Source organism: Aeromonas sp. MR7 (assembly GCF_963899385.1).
Classification (GTDB): Bacteria; Pseudomonadota; Gammaproteobacteria; order Enterobacterales; family Aeromonadaceae; genus Aeromonas; species Aeromonas bestiarum.
This window is the reverse complement of record NZ_CAWQXH010000009.1, coordinates 1-20291: the sequence shown is the minus strand read 5'-3', so window position 1 is coordinate 20291 and position 20291 is coordinate 1. Positions and strand designations below refer to the sequence as shown.

17 protein-coding genes and 2 tRNA genes are annotated in these 20291 nt (G+C 59.6%); 4 read left to right on the top strand and 15 right to left on the bottom strand.

The genetic code is table 11. From position 1 onward, the window contains the following. Positions 1-25 precede the first annotated feature (25 nt). From AACW87_RS04485 to cmoM, 11 genes are all read right to left on the bottom strand, one after another. Positions 26-856, bottom strand: coding sequence for a hypothetical protein (locus AACW87_RS04485; protein ID WP_445206845.1), 831 nt, complete (start codon positions 854-856; stop codon positions 26-28). Next, the gene (locus AACW87_RS04480; protein ID WP_241326672.1) at positions 853-1362 is read right to left on the bottom strand and encodes a GNAT family N-acetyltransferase; all 510 of its coding nucleotides are present in this window, start codon (positions 1360-1362) and stop codon (positions 853-855) included. Before AACW87_RS04480 ends, AACW87_RS04485 begins: the two co-directional genes overlap by 4 nt. Before the next feature lie 53 nt (positions 1363-1415). Continuing rightward, positions 1416-1901: a GNAT family N-acetyltransferase gene (locus tag AACW87_RS04475; RefSeq protein ID WP_241326671.1), complete on the bottom strand. Its 486-nt coding sequence runs from the start codon at positions 1899-1901 to the stop codon at positions 1416-1418. Positions 1902-2138: 237 nt separating this feature from the next. Beyond that, entirely contained in the window at positions 2139-2615 is a 477-nt protein-coding gene (locus AACW87_RS04470) for a GNAT family N-acetyltransferase (RefSeq protein WP_241326670.1), read from the bottom strand. Positions 2616-2700: 85 nt separating this feature from the next. Continuing rightward, positions 2701-3198 (bottom strand): peptide deformylase, encoded by a 498-nt coding sequence (def, locus tag AACW87_RS04465; RefSeq protein ID WP_241326669.1) that lies wholly within the window; start codon positions 3196-3198, stop codon positions 2701-2703. 284 nt (positions 3199-3482) lie between these two features. Then, entirely contained in the window at positions 3483-3788 is a 306-nt protein-coding gene (locus tag AACW87_RS04460; RefSeq protein WP_445206844.1) for a putative quinol monooxygenase, read from the bottom strand. A 147-nt stretch (positions 3789-3935) separates the two neighbouring features. Further along, on the bottom strand, positions 3936-4322 hold the full coding sequence (locus tag AACW87_RS04455; protein WP_103470884.1) for a septal ring lytic transglycosylase RlpA family protein: 387 nt from the start codon (positions 4320-4322) through the stop codon (positions 3936-3938). A 220-nt stretch (positions 4323-4542) separates the two neighbouring features. Continuing rightward, positions 4543-8970, bottom strand: coding sequence for a chromosome partition protein MukB (gene mukB, locus AACW87_RS04450; protein ID WP_241326668.1), 4428 nt, complete (start codon positions 8968-8970; stop codon positions 4543-4545). Positions 8971-9015: 45 nt separating this feature from the next. Continuing rightward, positions 9016-9753 (bottom strand): chromosome partition protein MukE, encoded by a 738-nt coding sequence (gene mukE / locus AACW87_RS04445; RefSeq protein WP_021140832.1) that lies wholly within the window; start codon positions 9751-9753, stop codon positions 9016-9018. Further along, on the bottom strand, positions 9734-11053 hold the full coding sequence (mukF, locus tag AACW87_RS04440; protein WP_043557782.1) for a chromosome partition protein MukF: 1320 nt from the start codon (positions 11051-11053) through the stop codon (positions 9734-9736). Before mukF ends, mukE begins: the two co-directional genes overlap by 20 nt. A 212-nt stretch (positions 11054-11265) precedes the next feature. Then, positions 11266-12042: a tRNA uridine 5-oxyacetic acid(34) methyltransferase CmoM gene (gene cmoM / locus AACW87_RS04435; protein WP_043141973.1), complete on the bottom strand. Its 777-nt coding sequence runs from the start codon at positions 12040-12042 to the stop codon at positions 11266-11268. A gap of 128 nt (positions 12043-12170) precedes the next feature. Here cmoM and elyC point away from each other — a divergent pair, with 128 nt between their 5' ends. The 4 genes from elyC to AACW87_RS04415 all read left to right on the top strand — a co-directional run bounded on the left by elyC (position 12171) and on the right by AACW87_RS04415 (position 17573). Beyond that, positions 12171-12941, top strand: a complete 771-nt coding sequence (gene elyC, locus AACW87_RS04430; RefSeq protein WP_241326694.1) for an envelope biogenesis factor ElyC — start codon at positions 12171-12173, stop codon at positions 12939-12941. A gap of 135 nt (positions 12942-13076) precedes the next feature. Further along, positions 13077-13832, top strand: a complete 756-nt coding sequence (gene tpiA / locus AACW87_RS04425; RefSeq protein WP_043141977.1) for a triose-phosphate isomerase — start codon at positions 13077-13079, stop codon at positions 13830-13832. Positions 13833-13980: 148 nt separating this feature from the next. Then, positions 13981-14952 (top strand): 6-phosphofructokinase, encoded by a 972-nt coding sequence (gene pfkA, locus AACW87_RS04420; RefSeq protein ID WP_042652255.1) that lies wholly within the window; start codon positions 13981-13983, stop codon positions 14950-14952. A gap of 1364 nt (positions 14953-16316) precedes the next feature. Next, positions 16317-17573, top strand: a complete 1257-nt coding sequence (locus tag AACW87_RS04415) for an amidohydrolase (protein ID WP_241326667.1) — start codon at positions 16317-16319, stop codon at positions 17571-17573. A gap of 72 nt (positions 17574-17645) precedes the next feature. On the opposite strand, the gene yjjG is transcribed toward AACW87_RS04415, so the two are convergent. From yjjG to AACW87_RS04395, 4 genes are all read right to left on the bottom strand, one after another. Beyond that, positions 17646-18326 carry a pyrimidine 5'-nucleotidase gene (yjjG, locus tag AACW87_RS04410; protein WP_241278673.1) on the bottom strand — a complete coding sequence of 227 codons (681 nt, stop codon included), beginning with the start codon at positions 18324-18326 and terminating at the stop codon, positions 17646-17648. An 8-nt stretch (positions 18327-18334) separates the two neighbouring features. After that, entirely contained in the window at positions 18335-19831 is a 1497-nt protein-coding gene (locus AACW87_RS04405) for a M17 family metallopeptidase (protein WP_241326666.1), read from the bottom strand. A gap of 189 nt (positions 19832-20020) precedes the next feature. Beyond that, positions 20021-20097, bottom strand: a tRNA-Met gene (locus tag AACW87_RS04400). 102 nt (positions 20098-20199) lie between these two features. Beyond that, positions 20200-20276: transfer RNA gene (locus tag AACW87_RS04395), tRNA-Met, on the bottom strand. Positions 20277-20291: the final 15 nt, after the last annotated feature.

The following is a 20291-nucleotide window of genomic DNA, read 5'->3' as shown; positions in this document are numbered from 1 at the left end:
AACGTTTCGGGCAGATTAAGGGATATCAGAGCACTTTGATCATAGGCTGGTGCACGATGGCAGCCTCGTTTTGATAGACAACCAGCTCACCGGTTGGTGCGCCCTGCTCACCCAGCACGGTCACGACGCACTCGTAGCGATAGGGGCCGCTCTTGAATTGATAGGTATGGTTGCCCCCCGTGCCCTCCACCCTGACGGCGCCATTGCTGAGCACCAAGTCCGGCTTGTCGCTGAGCGCCTTGCCCTTCGCCCAGGAGGCATAGCGATAGTGGCCATCACCCATGTCGTCGATGCGAATGGTAAATTTCTCGGTCTGCCACATCAGTACGGGGCTTTTATACCCCTGCACGCTGGGATGCAGGTCGCTTTTCTGTCTGGCGATAAGTGTGGCTTTAAGCTCCGCGGCCTGCGCCGTCTGATGATTGATAGCTATCACCTTGCCATCGAAATCCAGCCACACCTCACCACTGCCGAGCATGATGCCGCGCCAGCCCATGGTCTGCCAATCCTGCCCGACTCGGGAGCTGGCGATGCTATTTAAAATGGCGTCATCAAACACCTCGTCGAAACGGGCCACCATCTCGGACGAATTCTTGATGACCGGGATGGGATACTTCTGCTTGAAGGGGTACTTCATCTGACGGGCAAGGGCCTTGTGATCCCGCGCCTTGGCAGCATCGATCACCTTCTGTACCAGAGGGCGATACTCGGCGGCGAGCGGCGACTCATCGGCCCGGGCTGGCGCCATGGCCAGCAACCAGCCCAGCAGCGACATCAGCACAAGCACCGCCCATCTGCGCGCACTCTTTGGCGACCGAGCGACGTTCAAGGGAACCTGCCACTGCATCTTGCTCATGCCACCTCCTCAATCAGCTTGGCCATCATATATTCATCGACATATTCACCATCGACCCTCATCGTATTGCGTTTGACGCCTTCCACCTCGAATCCGCAGGCCCGATATAGCGCGAAAGCCCGAGCATTGTGACACATGACGCCCAACTCCATACGGGCAAAGCCGTGCGCCCTGGCCCAGGCCTCCAGCGCAGACATCATTTTTTTGCCAAAGCCCTGTCCAGCTGCTGAGTGTTGAATACCGATAACGCAATACAGTACATGTTTGTTGCGATTTGCCGGTTGACCGATGCCGACAATAAAACCTGCAATCTCGTCCTGCTCCGACAGTACCAGCATGACTTTATTGTTTGCATCGATAAACGAGGCCAATATTTGAGCTTGCTCGACCTCTGTCGTGGTGCGCTCACCCGGCTCATAGAGCATAAAAGTTGTTTCATTGTCGAGTCTGTTCATCAGGGCCAGTATGTTATCTGCATCCGATACCCGGACTTGTCTCACTTCCATATATTTTCCCCCTCCATGGGACTTTTTTTTCCCCGTTCAAATACGGCTACTGATTACGTCGGATCCGACAACCAATATTCATAAAAATCTGTTTCGGCATGCTTGGGGTTTGGCCCCAGGTATTGCCACCCGCAGCGCTGATAGAAACGCAGCGCCCGCTGATTGAGACGGCTGACCGACAACACCACCCGCCGGCAACCGGCCTGCCGCAGTGTGCGACCAATATACCGAAGCAGTAATTCGGCCAACCCTTGCCCCCGAACCTGTGGCGTCAAATAGATCAGGTATATATAGCCGGTATCCGGTTCCGCTGAGAAAGTGCAAAACTCCAGCTGCCCCACTATCTCGCCACCCTGCCATACATGCAGATAATGCCACTCCTTGCTGGTCAGCCTCGTCGCCATCCGTTCCCGATAGCCCGCCAGAAACTCGTCAAATCCCTCGTCGCGATGGAAGCTGCAAACATAGGCGTCCCGACGGGCTGCCACACAAAACCCATAGTCACGCTCCAGGTTTATTTTTTTGAATTCGAGGTACATGCGCCATCCTTGTCACCTTGCCGCAGCCAACCGACAGGTGTTCAAGCCGGGTCTATGTGTCAAAACAGGTTATTCAGCGCACTGGAATCCGCATATAAAACGCCTTTTGTCATGGCAACATTCGCTGCAGATCTTAATCCCCCACCTCGATATAAACGGATGGCTCAGCGCATTGGCATTGGCATTGGCATTGGCATTGGCATTGGCAAACAGGTTGCCGGCCATTTTCATCTGGTGTCAGCAAGCTGCAAACCAGCACTCAACCGACAGACAATAGGTGGTGAACATCCGCCCGGAGAGCCGCCTCTTCTCTACCCGACACGCCTTGCTGGCCAGCGCCACATAGGCGGGACGACTGTCCAGCAGATGAAAGCGGACTTCGGTATGCCCCATCTCCCGCGCCCAGCACATCATCTCCCTGAATATGGCTATGCCGGCTCCCCAGTGGGCCTGATCGATGACAATGGCCAGCTCGACGCCATCCTCATCCGGCTGTATTCCGCACCACCCTGCCAGCTGCCCATGGATCAACACGGCTCGAACACGACACCTTGGCTGCTGGTTGATCCGCATTTTGTCATCCATCCAGCACCCGACCCTGGGCAGATCAAAGCGGGGATGATCAATCAGGTGTTTTCTGATCGTCGCGTCGTTGAGCAGCGGCAGAAAGTCCTGCGCCGTCACATCGTCAAAATGCTTGAATTGCACTGTCATATATCAGTCCCAGCCTTGATTGCGTGAATGAAACAAGACCCAACGGCAGAGATTTTCAACATCACATAGGCCATGACCACCCACATCACTGCCCTCGCTGTTTTTTCACCTTCTTCAACGCCATCTTGCGCTTTAGCGGCGAGAGATAATCGATAAACACCTTGCCCTGCAGGTGATCGATCTCATGCTGCATCACGATGGCCAGAAAATCGCTGCTCTTTACAGTGATCGGCACGCCATGGCGATCCAGTGCCGACACCACTACCGAGCCGTAACGCTCAACATCGGCATAATAATCCGGCACGGACAGACACCCCTCTTGCCCAAGCGCAAGGTCAGTACCGCTTATCACTTGTGGATTGATCAACACCAGCGGCTGATCCCGTTTTTCCGACAGGTCGATGATGACGATGGCCTCCTTGCGCCCCACTTGCGTAGCTGCCAGACCAATACCATTGTCGGTGGCATAGAGGGTTTCCAGCATGTCATCAATCAGGCCTTGCACGGCCACAACATCCTCAACCTGCTCGGCGTTGATGCTCAATCGGGGGTCGGGAACCGTTAAAATCTCCAGCCTTGCCATCACTACTCTCCAAATCGTCAGGCCACCCTACCGCCATGGCGGTAATGTCGCCGTCACCGGGCTTGGCCCCAACATTGATTTTCATTTGGATATCTTACCGACCAGCGGGGAGATGAAAAGGCTATTGGGCAGAAATAGGAGGAACCTGTGCAATGCAACATCCCTAACGGGTGTCGTGAAGATGCAAGCTGGCGGATCATCGACACCAAGGAATAGCGGGAAAGCGTCTGGGCTGGGCACTTGGCATATGGGGGGAAATTGGGCCAGCAGCAGGCCCAATTCGCTTATGGATGGCTCACCTCCTCCATAAAAATCAGCCGCAGCGGCGCTGCCAACAATGTATCGGCCTGATTGGCGAAGGCCTGAAAATAGTCGGTCGCACAATGGGCATCCAGCGCAGCCTGACTGACAAAGGCTTCGCGCATATAGAAGGTGCCCGGTTCGTCACGCAGTTCAAACAGCACGTAATCCAGATTGCCCGGCTCATCCCGCGTGGGCTCGACCAGCTTGAGCAACTCACAGCGCAGCGGATCTCTCATGCCGGCACGGGCTTTCAGTACGGCGATGGACACCCGTTTCTCTTCACTCATCTTTATCTGCTCCATTTTCAGGGGTATGCAAAGGGGCTCCGGTCTGGGAGCCACCTTTGAGCGAAGGAGCAGTGTAAAAGGGAGTACCCGGCGGGATATAGCCGGGCAGAATGGACACTCTGTTCGTGCCATTGAACGAGTCGGCGACTAGAGCGCCTCTATCTTCACCTTGATAAGGCCGGATCTTGTGCTGCCGATGCTGCTAAAGGCAGATTTGGAGAGATCGATAATACGCCCGTTTTTAAAGGCGCCGCGGTCATTGACCCTGACCACCACGCTCTTGCCGTTGGCGAGGTTGGTGACCCGCACCATGGCGCCAAAGGGCAATTCCATATGGGCGGCGCTATTGAGGTTGTTGCGATAGCGCTCGCCGCTGGCGGTCTTTTTGCCGTGATAACGGTCGGCGTAATAGGAGGCGAGCCCGGTGTCGGTATAACCGCGCCAGCTGCCGCCGTGGCTGTCGTCATATCGGCTGCTGCAAGCTGCCAGCAGCAGACAAAGCGATAACAGCAGCCCTTTTTGTACGTCTTGCATCTTTCCCTTCATGTCAGCCATGGGCTTTGTCCTTGCTCCCCTTGCCGGGATAAGCGGTTCTGTCGTGCCGTCAAAATGACCACCCAGGGATGACCAATCGCGCGTTCCATGCCGCATCACGTCTTTCAAGCAACGAGACAGGAGCGCACATTTTCCCATATTTTCCATATAAAACGGGAGGCCTCAGCCTCCCGTTTGTGTGTTCACCCGTCAACCTGTGTCAGGCGATCAGTTTGTCATCGGCGAAGCCGAAACCACGCAGACCCACCACATGCACGTGTTCGTGCTTGCCCTGCACCTTGCGGATGAGCTTGTAGGTGGTGCCCTTCTCGGGACTGATGTTCTCGGGCGCCGCGATAAGCAGCTGCATATCCTGCCGCTCGCACAGCTCGAACAGGGTGGCGATGGATTTGCCATCCAGACGGGCCGCTTCGTCGAGGAACAGCAGGCGGCAGGGGGCTATGTCCTTGCCGCGCAGACGGCGGGACTCCTCCTCCCAGCTGATCAGCACCATCAGCAAGATGGCCTGACCGGTCCCGATCGCCTCGCCGGTGGAGAGTGCACCGCTCTCGGCCCGCAGCCAGCCATCGGCGCCACGCTGCACCTCGATCTCCAGCTCCAGGTAGTTGCGATAGTCGAGCAAGACATCGCCCATCACCTGATAGCTGCGATCCCCCTGCTCGGTCTGCGGGTTGAGACGCTGGAACAGCTTGGCCATGGCCTCGGAGAAGCTGAGCTCCTTGTCGGCGAACAGATCGTTGTGCATGGCACTCTGATCCGCCAGCGCGGTCAAGAGGCGAGTGTGAGCCTCGCGGATATTGACGTTGAGGCGCACCCCGCGCACCAGACCGAAGGCGATGTTCTGCAAGCCCTGGTTGAGCACCCGGATGCGGTTCTGCTCGCGACGTATGATGTTGGTGATCTTGGCCGCCACCTCGTGGGAGGAGAGCGACAGGTGATTTTCACGCTGCTTGAGCTCGTCGGCCAGGCGCGCCAGCTCGATCTCCATCTCCTCGATCGCCTCCACAGGATCATCGGAGCGGATGATGTCGTTGCGGATGCGATCTTTGAGGTAACGGTAGACCTGCACGTAGAAGGCGACCTTCTGCTCGGTGCTGCGGTTGCCTTCCGACAGACGCAGTGCATCGCGCAGGGCCTCGTCGTGGGCCACGGCAACCCGCAAGGCGCCGAGCGCCTTGTCCGACATGGATCTCAGCTCGTCGCTGTCCAAGTACGCCAGCTCGCGCTTGTTGAGGCGCTTCTCGACGTCTGTGTCCCGCGCGAGGCGCACCACCCGCGACCAGCTCGCCTTGTGGCCCACCAGGGATTTACGGGCGCTGTAGTAATCCTTGCCTTCCAGCTTGAGGCGCCCGCCCAAGGATTCAATCTCGCGCTTGGTCACCTGCAACTGGGCCTCGGCGCTGGTGCGACGGGAACGGGTGCGGATGAGCAGCTCTTCGATCTCTTTCTTGTGAGCGCGGGACTTCTCTTCCATGTCGTCCGACAGGGTCAGCCCCATGGCCGCCAGCTCCTGCTCGAACTCGGTCAGGGTCTGGCGCTTGGCCGAGGCGCTGGAATCGAGCGCGGTGCGCAGTTGCAACGCCTCTGTGTGGCGCTGGGCAATCTGCTTGTGCTGCTCCCCTGCGGTGCGGGCCGCCAGCTCGGCTGTTTTAAGCTTCTCTTTGAGCCGCTCGCTCATCTCGGAGGCTTTGCCGAGCAGGTCTTGTGCGTCCTGATAGGCGAAGTGCGGCAGACGGGCCACCAGCTGATCGAGGGCATAGCAGCGGCGCTTCTGCTCGGCCAGCAATTCGCTCGTCTCGTCGAACGCGGCCTGCAGGGCGGCGAGATCCTGCGGATCCTGACGCAGCACCTGCACCAGGGTCTCTAGCTTTTCCAGCGCCTTGCCGTGCTGGGCGATAAAGGCTTCGGCTGTTTTAAGTGCCTCGACGTCGGCGTGGGCCGCCTCGAGACGGGCGGCCAAGTCGGCCTCCGCAAACAGATGGGCAAAGGGCAGCATCCCCTGCACCAGCTGGATATATCGGGTCAGCTGGGCAGCAATGGCCTTGGATTCCCCAAGCTGCTTGTCGCACTCGGCTATGGCACCCTGCAAGGTGCGCAGTTCGGTCTGTTTGGCCTGCACCTCGGCTTCGGGGTCGGGGCGGAAGGCGATGTCCAGATGCTGGCCGATAAAGTCGCGAAAATGTCCGTAGAGACGGTGGAACTTCTGCTGCTCGAAGGCGGCCTTGGCGTAGCCCTCGATCAGATTTTCCCGCTCGAGATCGAGCTGCTCGATCCGTTTTTCCCGGGCGGCGCGACCAAACAGCGGCAGCTCGGGGTAGCGGGAGAAGCGCACCTGACGCTTGCTGGTGCGCACCAGCACGGCGTCCCCCAGCTCGTCCGCTTCCACCAGATCCTCGTCAAAGGAGTCGGGGTTGCCCTGAATGAGGTAGATATCTTCCGGGCAATCTTCCAGTTTTTTCAGCCGCTCTATGGCGCCCTCAAGGTCGAGCACCACCAGGGCACTGCGAGCCGGACCGTACAGCGCGGAGTAGTAAGGGGCATCATCGATGGAGATGTCGTCATAGACATCGGAGAGCAGCACGCCCCCCACCTGCTCGGCTATGCGGGCCAGACGCGGATCCGCCTCGCCGGCGCCCAGTTGCAGGTTGCGAATTTGCAGCTCCAGCGCCTGCTTCTGCGCCGCGATGCGATTGCTCTCCTGCTCAAACTCGCGCTCCTTGTCGAGCACGGTTTGCATGCCGGCCGAAAGCGCCTCGGCGGTGGCGAGCGGCAGCCCGCTCTGCTCGCGCAGCTGCTCGAGCTTTTCAAAGGATTTGAGCCAGCGCGGGGCCAGCTTGGTGAGTTCGCCGATATCACGGCCCAGCTGTGCACCCTGATGCTCCAGGCTGGCGCGACGTTGATTCAGATCGCTCTGCTGATCGGCCAGCTCTTCCTGACGGGTACGCTGGGCCTCAAGAAACAGCTCCAGCTCGTCTTGGCTCGCGATCTGCTGGCCACAGGCTTGGTGCAGCTCGTCACGTAACTTGAACAAGGCCTTCTGGCTCTCGCTCTCTTTTTCCAGGCGAGTCAGGGCTGCGCGCAGCCCCTGCCCCTGCGCAATGCGGGCCTTGTCTTCGATATGGCGTTTGAGCAGTGCCTGCGCCGTGGGCCAGGCTGCCTCGCGGGCGGTTTCGGGGGCGATAGTCAACAGCAGCGTCAGCGCGGCCTGATGTTCGGCTACCGCCGCCTTGGCCAGTGCCAGCTGCTGCTCGGCCCCCAGCATACGGCTGGTGAGGCTCTGCTCGGCGGCACGGAACTGATGCAGGGTGTCACTCGCCTGTTCAGCGGTCAGCCCCGGCAGTTCGCACTGCGCGCGGGCATTTTCCAGCGCCTGCACCGCCTGACGGTACTGGATGGCGCGGGTCTGCTGAATGTCCAGCGCCTGCTGGTAGTCGGCCAGTTGGGTCTTGAGGCTGTCGACCTCTGCCTGGGCCAGCTCCTTGCGCTCTTCCACTTCCAGCAGCTGGCCGTGGATCTCCTCCACGATCGCCTGCTGTTGCTCCAGCTTGTCGACCAGCTCCGCCAGATCGGCGCGATACATCTCTATCTTCTTTTGCAGAGCAACGGCGGCCATCACCTTGGCCAGGTGCTCGGCGGCGGACTCCAGCTCATCGGTCAGCAATTTTTCGCGGTTGGTGAGCTGCTCCACCTCGTCGGCCAGATAGATGGCGCGCTGGCGCTCTTCGGCCAGAATGCGGCGCTTGTCCGCCAGCTCCTGACGGGCCTTGAGGGCCAGCTCGGAGAGACGGTTCTTCTCGGCGGCGTTGCGCACATAGTCGGCCGCCACATAGTGGGTGGTCTCGGTGATCAGGTTCTTGAACAGATCCCGCTGACCTTGCGTCTCCTTGATCGCTTCCAGGGTACGGCGGTTCTCGTAGATGGCCGCCTCCATGTCCTGGAATGCTTTGCGCACGCCCGAGTTCTCCGGCAGCAGATATTCACGCAGGGAGCGGCTGATCGAAGAAGAGATGCCGCCGTAGAGGGAGGCTTCGATCAGGCGATAGAACTTGCCGCGATCTTTTTGATCACGCAGCTTTTTCGGGGTGATGCCGAACTCGAACATGAAGTTGTGATAGTCGGTCACCGTATTGAACTTGGCGACCTTCAGCGCCCCCAGCTCGGCGGCGGCCCCTTTCAGATCGGCAAAGGCACGAATGCGGCCCTTGCCGCCCTCGAGTTTCTCCAGCAGCAGATCCGTGGGCGACAGGTTTTCTGGCACATCCACCAGCGCGAACGGGGTGATGTTGACCTTGTTGTCACGGTTCTGGATCTGCTCCAGGTGCACACCGACCCAGATCCGCTGCTCGCGGCTGTTCATCACCTCCAGCACTGAGTAACAGGAACCCCGTTGCAGCTTGCCGTAGAGCCCCTTGTCACGCGACGCACTGGAGGAACCCGCTTCCGTGGTGTTGCGAAAATGCAGCAGAGACTGGTCAGGAATAAGCGCCGCGATGAAGGCCGCCATTGTGGTGGACTTGCCCGCCCCGTTGCCGCCGGAGAGCGTCGTCACCAGCTGGTCGAGATCGAAGGTGCGGGCGAAGAAGCCGTTCCAGTTGACCATGGTCAGGGATTTGAATTTGCCTCTCACGCCGCACTCTCCATCAAAGTAAAGGGCTCCATCAGGGCCTTGGATTTAACGCTGCAGATCATCTTCAACCTCCAGTTCAAGCTGTTCTTCATCGAGATCCGCTTCAATGTCTTCAAACAGCGAGTCGCTGCTCGGCATCTCGTCGTCGTGGAAGATGGCCTCGCCCTCCTGGATCATCCGCAGTTGCACGGCGCGCGGATCTTCATCGGAGCGCACATCGGCGGCAAAGCGGAACACGGATTCGTTGACCCGGAATTTGTCGCTGTTGCCAAGGGCCGTGATCATGCCCAGACGCCGCAGCCGGCGCATGGAGGTGCGGATCTTCTCCAGCAGCTTCTTCTTGTCCAGATCGGTGCCGCCGGAGCGGCTGTTGACCATGCGCAGCAGCTGCTTCTCGTCGGCCAGGCTCAGCACCTCTTCTTGCAGTTCGCCCATGGCGAACACCCCTTCCGAGGCGAGCCTGTCCGGGCTCAAGTAGAGGTAACAGAGCACCTTGCCCACCAGCATGTCGAGCTCGGAGAGCACGGTGGTGCCGATGTCGGCGCTGGGGCGCGGACGCAGGTAGAAGAAGCCTTCCGGCGCCTTGATGAGTTCCACCTGATAGCGGCCGTAGAAGATCTCCAGCTCGTTGTGGTACTCCACCAGCGCCGAATGCTGTTCGAAATCGTCGGCACTGATGTGGCGGCCCGAGCGCAAGGCGGTGTCGATGCGCGGAAACAAGGGGTTGGCAATGGCCTCTGCGAGCCGCAGCGGCAAGGGGAACTCAGTATTGATCAATGACATAGGCCTGAACCTTGGATCCAGCTTGGTTAATGGGTTTCCATGCGGGTTGGTGGTGCAGCTCGCGCTCACCGCTGGCATGGCCCAGGCGCACGGCCTGGTCAATCAGAAGACGCGCCACATCGAAATGGGCGTGAGCCGGGTAATCCAGCAGGTATTCCCGCAGCACATCGGCCACATCCAGCTGATGGCCCTGCTCGGGGTAGCGGGCCAGGTAGCGCTCGATGCGCTCGGCCAGCTCCTGGTTGATGTCCACCATCTCCATGTACTCCATCTCGAGGGGCACCTCGCCGGTGACCTCTTCGTCGTGGATGGCGATGGTTTCATCCCGCAGCTCCAGCAGACGGGGCTCCTCGGCCACCCTCAGCAAGAAGTTGTGCTGCTCGAAATTGCGGATGGAGTCGCGCAGCCGCTGGCTGAAGGCGCGGTTCTTGTCCATGTCGATGGCGTTGCGGATAAATTTGTGGACGTGCCGATCGTAGCGGGACCAGAGCTCGATGCACTGCTGGCCCCAGCTGGTGATGACGTCAAGCCGCCCCTGCAGGGCGTGGGTCAGCTCCTCGACGTGGAACAGATCGTCGCGGCCCTGGGCCACTTCCTGAATGTTGAGCAGCCCCGCCTGCAGGCGGTGGCCGGCGGCGTCCAGGGTATCTTGCAGCTCGCGCAGGGTCTGGCCTGTCTCGTGCAGCAGTTTTTCGCAGCTGTGGATGGCATCGACCCAGTTCTGGGTCAGCAGGGCCGCTATCTCGCTCTTGACCTGATTCTGCTGCTCGTCCATGGCGCGCTGGGTCAGATCGATGCGCCCCAGCGTCTCTTCCAGTGAGAAGGTGAGCCGTGGCAGCACCTCGGCATCCCACTGCTCGCGGGTGTTGGTCTCAAGCGCCGCCTTGCGGGCGGTATCGAGCTCGGCCGCCAGGTGTTCGAGCAGGATGGAGAGCTTGATGGAGTCGACCTGGCGCTGATCCATAAAGAAATCGACGATCCCCATCCCCAGCCGCGACAGGCGATAGAGGCTCTCTCCCGCCACCATGTCGGTGTTGAAGCGCGACAGCAGCTGCTGGCGAATGAGATCGTTGATGGCGTTGTTGGCGCGACCTGTGAGGGTCTCGTCCATCTGGCCAAAGGCGTTGCTGACATAGCCGAAGGCATCGTGCAGCGCAGCTTCCGACAGGTCCGACTCATCTTCGGACAGGGTCTTGATTGCAATCAGAAAGGCCAGCCGGTCGGTCGGCAGGCTCAGCGCCAACCCCTCCTGCCTGACCCATCCCACCATCTCGGGCAGGGTACGGGATGTACTCATCATGACGTTGTCATCTCGTTGTTGTAATTGAGCGCGAAAGCTCGCGCACGGCTACATCCGGTAGCATCAGAAAAATCACGTTATCCCGGGCATCAGCGGGCGGATTGCGCCGCCATCAGCTGGCCGGCTTTTGTGCCATCACATGGATGCATTGACCCAGGGACGGCAAAGAGCACCGAAGGGATCATCCCCCAGTCGACCCACTCTCCGACCCATCAGCTGACTGGCTTTTGCGCCATCACATGGATATAGCGACCCAGGGAGATAAACGGCTCCTGGCGGCAATATTGCTGCTCCATGGCCAGCAGATCATCGAACTTCTCGACCTGATCCTGCTTGTGGCGCATGTAGTCGTGGATGACGCGCACCCCCGTCTTGCCGATGATCTTGAGCCCCCCTCGCCCAATCCAGTCGTACACCTGCTCCGGCAACTGCGGATTGGTGGGGGTCAGGGCGGTCTGGCGCTTCTTGCGCAGGCCGAGGCGCACATAGTCAAAATTGCCCACCACCAGGCTCTGAAACAGCAGGCCATGACGGTTGTAAAAAAGCAGCGACAGTATGCCCCCTGCCTTGACGAAAGGGAACAGACCGAGCAAGGTCTGGCGCGGCTCGGCGAGCCATTCCAACACGGCGTGGCAGAGCACCAGATCAAAGGTGCCGGTCACCTGGCTCTTGAGATCCTGAATGGGGCACTGGATGAGACGAATTCTGTCTTCCAGCCCCTTTTCGGCAATCTGGACCCGTGCAAGTTCAAGCATTTCGGCGGAGAGATCGCACAGCTCCACCTGATGACCCATGGCCGCCAGCTTCTGGGCAAAGTAGCCAAATCCGCCCCCCGCATCCAGAATGCGCAGGGGCCGGTTGCCAAGGCGCGCCAGGCAGGCTTCTATGTCGCTCCACACCACGGTGGTGCGAATGCGCCCCTTGGTGGAGTCATAAATGTTGCGGGCGAACTTGTCGGCGCGCCCGTCAAAACTCTGATCTTGCTTCAAGACACACTCAACTTTTGGCCGCAGGGTTGGGCCTGACGAAAAAAGAGGGGTATTCTGTCACATCCCGAATTTGCTGAAAACTCAAGGACGACATCCCAGTGTTTGAGCTCAACCTGTTTGCCGCCAACTTGTTTGTTATCAAGAAATGGCTAGGCCAATTGCTGATGCCGCTGCCCTTCTCCCTCTCCCTGCTGCTGCTGGCGCTCTTGCTGCTCTGGTTCACCCGCTTTCAAAAAACCGGCAAGCTGCTGGCGACCCTCTCCTTGCTGGTCGTCGCCCTGATGGGAATGCGACCAATAAGCTACGAGCTGGCCCGCCCGCTGGAGCAGACCTTTCCGCCCTTCGAGATAAACCAGCACCCGGATATAGCGGCCATAGTAGTGCTGGGCAACGGTCATGTGAGCGATCCGGCCGTGCCCGAGCGAGCCTGGCAGAACAACATATCGCTCGCTAGAACGCTGGAGGGGGTGCGCCTCGCCCAGGCTTACCCGCAAGCTGAGCTCATCTTCTCCGGTTATGTGTCCGGGGATCCCCTCTCCAACGCCGAGGTCAATGCCCGCATGGCGGCGAGCCTCGGCATACCCCGCTCGCGGATGACGTTGTTTGAAAACAACAAAGACACCCACGACGAGGCCGTCAGCATCAGCCGTTATCTCAAGGGCAAGCGAGTGGCACTGGTCAGTTCGGCCACACACCTGCCGCGGGCCATGGCGCTCTATCAGGGACAGGGACTCGATGCGGTGCCGGCCCCCACCGACTACACAGCCAAGCAGAGCCAGGTGGCGCAACCCCTCTACAGCTACCTGCCGAAGGGGCGTTATCTGATGTATTCCGAGGCTGCCATTCACGAATGGATTGGGGTATGGTGGGCCCGTTTGCGAGGGCAGGTTAACGATTGAGCAATCGAGCCTTGCATTCCTGATTTGGATCAGGAAAGCGAAAAAAAATTACGTCATTTGCCGCCGGGTCAGCTATCTTGGGCTCGGTTCAATTCATATAATGTCGCGCAATCAAATGCCTAGGAGAGTTACAAGATGAGACAGCACCTGGTAATGGGTAACTGGAAACTGAACGGCACCAAAGCTTCTGTCGAAGCTCTGATCAAAGGACTGACCCCGGCTGCTGCCGCTCATCCTTCTGTGCAAGTCGCCGTCTGCCCGCCGGTTATCTTTTTGGGTCTGGTTGAGCAGCTGACCGCTGGCAGCAAGATCGCCTACGGCGCCCAGAATGCCGACCTTCACGAATCCGGCGCCTTCACCGGTGAAAACGCCCCCTCCATGCTCAAAGCCTTCGGTTGCACCTACTCCCTGGTCGGTCACAGCGAGCGTCGTACCCTGCACGCAGAGAGCGACGACGTGGTTGCCGCCAAGTACGAAGTCATCCAGAAAGCTGGCCTGGTGCCGGTACTGTGCATCGGTGAGACACTGGAACAGTTCGAAGCCGGCGTGACCAAGAACGTGGTTGAGACCCAGCTGAAAGCCGTCATCGACCGTTGTGGCATCGCCTCCTTCAGCAACGCCGTGGTTGCCTACGAGCCGGTATGGGCCATCGGCACCGGCAAGACTGCTACCCCGGAAATCGCCCAGTCCGTCCACGCTCACATCCGTCAGTACCTGGCCGGATTTGACGGCGCCGTGGCTGCCAAGGTACAGATCCTGTACGGCGGCTCCGTCACTGGCGCGACCGCAGCCGATCTGTTCGGTCAGCCGGACATCGACGGTGGCCTGGTGGGTGGCGCGTCCCTGAAAGTGGACGACTTCTCCCAGATCATCGCTGGCGCAGCCAAGTAAGCTGTTGCCCAGGAGGGGGCGCTTGCCCCCTCCTGCATATCGCTTTTCCTATGGCGGCCCCCGCATCCCATACGAAAGCCGATATAGTCAATGTGGCTTATCTCATTTTCAAAACTTCGTATTAGACAACTCAGATCCAGAGGCACTCATGACCAAACAAATCAAACGTATTGGTGTTTTGACCAGTGGTGGTGACGCACCGGGTATGAACGCAGCCATCCGCGCCGTGGTGCGCGCCGGTCTGCATCATGGCCTGGAAGTTTACGGCATCTATGATGGCTACCTCGGTCTGCATCAGGACAGGATCGTCAAGCTGGAGCGTCACAGCGTCTCCGACGTGGTCAACCGCGGCGGCACCTTCCTGGGTTCCGCCCGTTTCCCCGCTTTCAAAGACCCGAAAGTGCGCGCCGAAGCGATCGAAAATCTGAAAAAACACGGTATCGACGCCCTGGTGGTGATCGGTGGTGATGGCTCCTACATGGGTGCCAAGAAGCTGACCGAGGAGGGTTTCCCCTGCATCGGCCTGCCGGGCACCATAGACAACGACATCGCCGGCACCGACTTCACCATCGGCTTTGATACCGCCCTGAACGTGGTGGTTGACGCCATTGACCGTCTGCGCGACACCTGCAGCTCCCACCACCGCATCTCCGTGGTCGAGATCATGGGTCGCCACTGCGGCGATCTGGCCATGTCTGCCGCCGTTGCCGGTGGCGCCGAGTACGTTATCGTACCGGAAGTGACCTTCGACAAGGACAAGCTGCTGCAACAGATCAAGGAAGGCGAAGCCAAAGGCAAGAAGCACGCCATCATCACCATCTGTGAGCACGTCACCGACGTGAATGCCCTGGCCAAGGACATCGAAGCCATGACAGGCCGCGAGACCCGCGCCACCATTCTGGGCCACATCCAGCGTGGCGGCTCGCCCACCGCGCGCGATCGCATCATGTCCAGCCGCATGGGTGCCTTCGCCGTTGAACAGCTGCTGGCCGGTCAGGGTGGCCGCTGCGTCGGGATCCAGGGCAACGAGATGGTGCACCACGACATCATCGACTGCATCGAGAACCTCAAGCGCCCGTTCGATCAGGAGCTGTACGATCTCTCCACCACCCTGTTCTAAGCGCCCCGTCGCTTGCTCAGCCTGTTGCGACAAAAAACCCTCCGCTGGAGGGTTTTTTTATGCACGTCGAGTGCCCGGCAACGGGTGGAACCGGCAGCCGTGCAGGCGCCCTCTCTCTTGCCACGCCATCTGCTGCGCTGTTGTCCAAATCTTGCCCCATGCCCGCCATACCGGCGAGCGGATCACCTCCCTGGCCCCCTGGATAATCAGCGACTGCCCTCTCGCCATCGGCGAATGGGCGCGGCTTCCTTGCCAAGGTTTGGCGGCTCACGACATCCCGGGTATGCCGGCTGGCGGGATTGCCTTTTCTGCATTGGACGCAGGATCAGCCCCCAGATCTCCTCCCATCACCACAGACCGCCGGTGGCGTCAGCCACACTCATCGCTAGCACAGAGCCGTATCGTCATCCCGGGGGTGCTGAGAGCCTCTCGGCCACTCAATGCCGTTGCACCGGGGCACACAGACTCATGGCATAAGAAAAAGGTGAGCACAGCGCAGGAGCCGTCATGCGTGCCCCCTCAATGGCAAGCCCCCCATCATGTTCGCCATTTTTGTATACTGACTGAGAAACGGGTGCCGCGCCCGCTCTCTGAAAGAGGCGCCCTGTCAGGCTTCAAGGTACAAGATGCGACAAAAAATGGATGCACTCTTCAAATTCAGCCAAGGGACAAGCCAACTGGCTTTCGACGACATTTTCAGACGCCACAGAGGGGCTTTAAAGCGGATCAAATTTCAAAAAAACCAGAAAAGCCCCATACAAAACCCACTGAGAAATTGACACGAACAAAACATAACATAATGAATTTTATAAATTTATACCACATACACAGAGTGCGCATCGGCATCACAAAGAAGGCCAGATGATAAAACAGACGCTAAAATGTAAAAACAAGGCTTTAGATGCTTCAAGCCCATAATTTGCCACATAAATACATTTTACTATTGTTTTACCGCACAATTGTGGTATCTTGGTCCCATCAACAGTCAGCCAAGGGAGACAAAATATGAAAGAGTTTGTTGTTACTGCCGTTTTTACCGTGTTTTTCACTCTGGTTGCCGTCTCTCTGCCGTCGCTGTCACAGCTTTGAGCCGGTTAGTCATCCAGAATTGTGTATTGCTGAATGACAGCCATAGCCCAGGCGCTGACTAATTCACCACTCTCTGTCTTTTTTGGCTGTTTCACCCAGCGTGATACCGAAAGCCTTATTTAGAACTGGTTGATGCACACTATATAAGCTGCATGTCACTGCCACCGTCCACAAGGGGAGCCTCATCGCTCCCCTTGTTGCATTTGTGCTCCGGGATTTACTCTTGCTCCCCTGCCCGTCACAATATCCGCTGGACTCGCCATGCAGGAATTACCATGACCCAAGATGCTCTACGCCAGTGGCGTCGTGATCTTCATCGTCTGCCCGAAGCGGCCTGGTGTGAGTTTCGCACCAGCTCCCTCATCGCTCACCACCTCTCAAAACTCGGATTTGAAGTCATGCTGGGGGACAAGCTGCTGGCCAGCAACCTCATCATGGGACGGGAGGTAGACGTACAAGCCCAGAAGGAGCGCGCCCTGCGCCAGGGTGCACATCCCGACTGGCTGGCCCGCATCGAAGAGATAACGGGTGTGATGGGCGTGTGGGACAGCGGTCGTCCCGGCCCAACCCTGGCCTTTCGCTTCGATATCGATGCGGTAGAAGTTAATGAGAGCCAGGATGAGCTGCATCCCCCCAGTCAGGAAGGGTGGCAGTCTCGCAATGCCGGCTGGATGCACGCCTGTGCCCACGACGGACATACCGCCATCGGGCTGGTGCTGGCCGAGCGGATCGCAGCCCTGGCCGATCGGTTGAACGGCCGTATCAAGTTGTTCTTCCAGCCCGCCGAAGAGGGCTGCCGTGGCGGCAAGGCGCTGGCGGCGGGCGGCCAGCTCGACGATGTGGATGCCCTGCTGGCGCTGCACATCGGCATTCATGCCAACAGTGGCGAGCTGGTGGTCAATCCCACCGAGTTTCTCTGCTCCACCAAGTTCGACGTGGAGTTTCTGGGGCGCGCCGCCCACGCGGGGCTTGAGCCCAACGCGGGCAGCAATGCGCTGGCGGCAGCCTGCACGGCGACCACCGCCATGCTCGGCATTGCCCGCCACCGCGATGGCATGACCCGCATCAACGTGGGCCAGCTCAGCGGTGGCAGCGGTCGCAACGTGATCCCGGGCCATGCCCGCCTGCAGGGGGAAACCCGTGGCGCCACCCCAGCGCTTAACGACTATATGTTCGGCCAGGTGCAGCAGATAGTGGAAGGGGCCGCCATGATGCAGGGCGCCACCTACCTTATTCGCAAGCAGGGGGAAGCCATCGGCATCGAGAACAGCCCGGCCCTGCTCGAGGAGATAGTGCCGCTTGCAAAGGCGCTCAAGCTTGAGACCATCCACACTCGCCGCTTTGGTGCCAGCGAGGATGCGGGCTTTCTCATCGAGCGGGTGCAGCGCAACGGCGGTCAGGCCGCCTATCTGATCCTGGGGGCCAATCTGGCGGCGCCCCATCACCATCCGGAATTCGACTTCGACGAAACCGTACTGGAACACGGGGTCGCCCTGCTCGAATCCTGGCTGCTCAGTCGCCTGGGTACCTGATAGATGACAAGATGACAAAAGGCAGCCCAAGGGCTGCCTTTTTTGTTGCTGGTGAGCGGCTCGCCGCTTGGCTTACTGCCCCAGCACTATGGTGGAGAGGTGGGCAAAGTGGTGGATCTCGTGGGTCGCCTCGCACTCGGTGTCGTGGCGGTCCGGGTTGTACCAGCAGGTAGCCAGCCCCTGCGCCGCGGCACCGGCGATGTCGGTCTTGGGGTTGTCCCCCACCATCAGTACCCGCGCCGGGCTCGGCTGCCCCATCAAGGCCAGGGTATGCTGGAAAATGGCGGCGGCCGGCTTGGTCACCTGTACCTCGTCCGAGATGACCAGCGGCTCGAACCAGTCGCTCCAGCCCAGCTTGCTGAGGCGACCCCGTTGCGGCAGGCTGAAGCCATTGGTGATGATCCCCATCCGTACCCGGCCTTTGAGGGCCTGCAGTGTCTCCAGCACCCCCTCCAGCGGCACGCTCAGGGCGATGATCTGCTGCAAGAAGGTGTCGTTCATCGCCATGGGTGCCACATCCACCTGCTCGGCAAACAGGGAAAAACGGGTCTGCTGCAGGTGGGCCGCATCTATCTCGCCCGAGTTGTACTGCTGCCACAGACTGTGGTTCAGAGCATGATATTCCGCCATCTTGGGGGGCGTCGGCGTCACGCCGTAGAGCTGCAGAGTCTGCTCCAGGGCCTGGGCGACCGGGAAATCGAGCAGAGTTTCGTCCAGATCGAACAACACCCAGTCATAACTTGGTACTTTCACGGGATCCCTTACTGTTCTTGTTCATCGAGTTCATGGCGGCGGCCCAGCGGGCTGGCGAGCAAGTCCAGCGTCAGCCTGACCCCGAATCCGGTCACTTCACTGCTGACCACGCCATTACCCCCCTTGCTGCGAAAACCGCTCAAATCGAGGTGCAGCCAGGGGGTCTGGGCAGGCACGAAGCGGTTGAGAAAACGGGCAGCATCTATGTGATCCGGCGATGCGCCCGGCGCACACTGTAACAGATCGGCCCACTCGCTATCGAGGTTGTCGTCATAGTCCTCATCCAGCGGGAAGGGCCAGACTCGCTCACCGCTGCACTGGCCCAGGCTTATCAGCTCGCCGAACCACTGGGGCCGGTTGGTAAAGGCGCCGCTGTAACGGCTGCCCAGTGCCCGCTTGCAGGCCCCCGTCAGGGTGGCGTAATCGATCAGCAGATCCGGATTATCCTGCACCGCCATGCAGAGGGTATCCGCCAGCACCATGCGCCCCTCGGCATCGGTATCCACCACCTCTATGGTGGTGCCGTTGAGCGCCGTCACCACCTCCCCCGGCCGGTAAGCGAGCGGGCCTATGTGGTTCTCGGCGATGGCGAGCCAGCAGTGCACCTCATAGGGCAGGCGGGCCCGGCTGATCGCATAGAGGGCGCCCAGTGCCACTGCGCTGCCACCCATGTCCAGGTGCATGCCATACATGCTGCCGGCGACCTTGAGGTTGTAACCGCCCGAGTCGTGACAGATCCCCTTGCCCACCAGGGCGACCCGGCGCACCGGATTCGGCGGGCAGTAACTGAGCTTGACCATGGCGGCCTGGTTGTCTTCCGAGCCTCTCGCCACCGCGATGAAGGCGCCGGCTCCCCGTTCGGCCAGTTGGGCCTGATCGTACTCGTGCCACTGCCAGCCTTCGACCTGAGCCAACTGACGAGCCCACTCCCGATAGCTGCGGGCGGTGAGATCGGAGGCCGGCGATACCGCCAGATGCCGCGCCATGCCATTGCCTTCGGCCTCGGCGTAGATCCGCGCCAGATCCAGCACGCAGCGCGGCGACACCGCAATCTGCTGATAGCGCCACTCATCCTCGGCGTTATGCTTGTGGCTCGGCAGCGGCACATTGGCCGCCAACAGGCAGGCCAGCGTCAGCTCGGCCAGCTGCGCCCTGTCCCCCTCATCAAACCCTTCCAGGTGCAACCCCATCCGCTCGATCTTGAGTCCGGCCAGCGGGGCTATCCAGGATCTGGCCTGCTTGTAGAGGGCGTGATCCCGGGCGGGACGGGCTCCGATGAAGATCACCAGTTGCAGGCTGTTGTGCTGCACCAGGCTGTAGGGCGCCTTCTGCCCCAGCGCTATCTGGGTTGCCACGGCGGCAAACTCAGGTCTGGCCAGAATAGAGTCGCGCAGATCTTCGGCAACAAGCAGCAGGTTGGCCGAAAGCCCGTTGCCCATGGCCTGGCTCAGGGTGGCATCATGAATGTCGATCTGGGGGGGGAGATAAGTGAACTGTTGCATCATTGGGCAGAGGCCTCGTCCATGAAGAGATATCACTGATGATACCCAACAAAGCGCGGTGGCGGCCAGATTTGCACTTGAAAATCAATATCAAGCGTGATTATGCGTACATATGATGAGCAACAGGAAACGGCGCGAAACATAACGAGGGGAAAACAAGAGGAAAAACGAAATGGAGAAACAGAAGAAAGTTGGTTGCGGGGGCCGGATTTGAACCGACGACCTTCGGGTTATGAGCCCGACGAGCTACCGAGCTGCTCCACCCCGCGTCCGAATTGTACTGCCTTCATCACCACACACTACCGAGCAGAAGTAGCGTGCTGTCTTTACACCCATCGCTTGGCATCAGCCTCGCCATGAGCACAAATAGTTGGTTGCGGGGGCCAGATTTGAACTGACGACCTTCGGGTTATGAGCCCGACGAGCTACCGAGCTGCTCCACCCCGCGTCCGAATTGTACTGC